At 37.4% G+C, this 1907-nt stretch carries 3 protein-coding genes; all 3 read left to right on the forward strand.

Going from position 1 to position 1907, the window contains the following annotated elements; translation table 11 throughout:
- Positions 1 to 613: 613 nt before the first annotated feature.
- From AB5123_RS14250 to AB5123_RS14260, 3 genes are read left to right on the forward strand one after another with little or no spacing between them, the layout of a single operon-like run.
- Positions 614 to 880, forward strand: a complete 267-nt coding sequence (locus AB5123_RS14250; protein ID WP_038670394.1) for a DUF4314 domain-containing protein — start codon at positions 614 to 616, stop codon at positions 878 to 880.
- Positions 881 to 886: 6 nt separating this feature from the next.
- Positions 887 to 1285 carry a hypothetical protein gene (locus AB5123_RS14255; protein WP_368364993.1) on the forward strand — a complete coding sequence of 133 codons (399 nt, stop codon included), beginning with the start codon at positions 887 to 889 and terminating at the stop codon, positions 1283 to 1285.
- Positions 1286 to 1297: 12 nt separating this feature from the next.
- Entirely contained in the window at positions 1298 to 1633 is a 336-nt protein-coding gene (locus AB5123_RS14260; protein WP_038670390.1) for a hypothetical protein, read from the forward strand.
- Positions 1634 to 1907: the final 274 nt, after the last annotated feature.

Genomic DNA, 1907 nt, shown 5'->3' on the forward strand with positions numbered 1-1907 from the left:
TACAGGTTTTCGCAGACGAGACCGAACGTGTTGAGATCGACAGCTTTTCTGCGGCTGTGGGGTTTGAGATACTGGAGAACAGCTTTGCGGAGGCGGAACAGTTTGCCAAGGATTTTGTTGATTGTGAGGGGAAGGAATATATAAAACGACAGCTGACTCGGTAGGATAAGACCGCTTGATAGATGACGTCAAATTGGCATTTTTATTGTCATCTATTTTATAGTAGCAACACATACTTGTGCAATAAAATAGATGCACACCTCGAAAAGCTCGTATTTACGAGCTTTTTTTGCGTTTTGAGAGCGAAATTTTCAGGTGTAAAACCGTAGATGCTTTTTCGTTAAAAAAGGATCTGAACCCTCAACAATTGAATATTGTCAAGCATTCCGGCAAGTTATGAGCATATTTTGCTCTAAGCCTGCCGATTTGTATATAAAAAACTTTCACAAAGTTTTCAATACAAATTTATTGGATCTGCCGATTTTGTTGGTATCTCTTAAAACAGAGAAACCAATAGGATCGGCTTTTTTGTTTTTTAAGAGAGGTGGTGATCCTAATGTGGCAGAGGCTGTATTAACAGATGAGAAAATAAATTTGACAGGAGGAATGTGAAATGTATTACAATAAAGAAAACGTTGAAAGGCTGCGACAGAGATATCCCGAAGGAACTCGCATCTGCCTTGACAGAATGAATGATGATCCTTTCCCTGTTGAGTCCGGTACTCTTGACATGGTCGATCACGTTGATGACGCCGGCACTCTGCATTGTATCTTTGATAATGGGAGAACGCTCGGAGTTATCCCAGGCGTGGACGATTTTCACGTTATCAGAGAAGGATCGGAACAAACTGAGGAAGAAGAAATGAATATATCAATGTGACGGTCAGTGGGTTTGATCGGTGAGCCTTTTGAGATCGAAACGACTTCGAAGTTCGATAAGGCTACGCTTACTTATGTGATCGATAAGTCTAAGCTTGGTGATACTGAGTTTGACAACCTACTGTTTTTATGGTATGATGAAGAAAATGACAATTTTGTTGAGCTGGATACCATTCTTGACGAGGAGAATTCAACTGTAAGTGTGGAGACTACACACTTCAGTAAGTATATGATTGTTGACGGAAAAGAATGGTATAGAGCATGGCAAGATATTTACACTAAAATAAACGAATCAAAAGCCCAGCATATTCCAAATGCATTGTTTGACGGTGATTCGGGAGCGCAACAGTATAACCTTTTGGGTCAAGAGAAAGCTGAATGGTTTTACAATAAAAGAAAAATATAAGGAGATGTTTTTTTGAAAGTATCCATTATGAATAACATTCTCACATATAACGATAAGTCGGTAACTATGAAAAGAAAAATAATAGATTATATCGTTATGTCAGAGTATCTGATTATACTTGAGGACTTCACAGGCGACGACTATAACTTAGTTTATTGCTTTGATAATGAACTTCACAAGTTGTGGAAAATCAAAAAGCCTGACAGCAAATTTATTGGTCAAAAACAGCTTCCGTATGTGGGCATCACAATAACCAAAGGGTTGACAGTCGTTGATACTTTAGGAAGATACTTGATAATAGATATGGATACAGGGGAAATCACAGATATGTTTTGCAATAGATTTTAACCAGCACCCAGTACAATGAAATAGAGCATATCAATAATCAATTTCGGGTATTGCTGTCCGCAATGTAAGATTGATCCAAACCACGAAGGCTCAGACAGTAAGAATCATTTTAAATATACAAGAACTATTTCAACAGTTGTTTGGATAAGAGATGGAAATATGTTGTATTATAACAAAACTTAGTAACAAACGGTGGTGCAGATTATATTGATACATCAACAAATAAAAAATATGATATAAAAAGCTTTCGCTCATATCCAAATGGTCAAACCGC

Source organism: Ruminococcus sp. RTP21204st1_B2_RTP21204_210225, from assembly GCF_040914135.1.
In the GTDB taxonomy this organism is placed as follows: Bacteria; Bacillota; Clostridia; order Oscillospirales; family Ruminococcaceae; genus Hominimerdicola; species Hominimerdicola aceti.

Bases quoted from the DNA above. Each gene is read 5' to 3' on its own strand.
- AB5123_RS14250 (WP_038670394.1), top strand. From the start codon at position 614: ATGTATTACAATAAAGAAAACGTTGAAAGGCTGCGACAGAGATATCCC.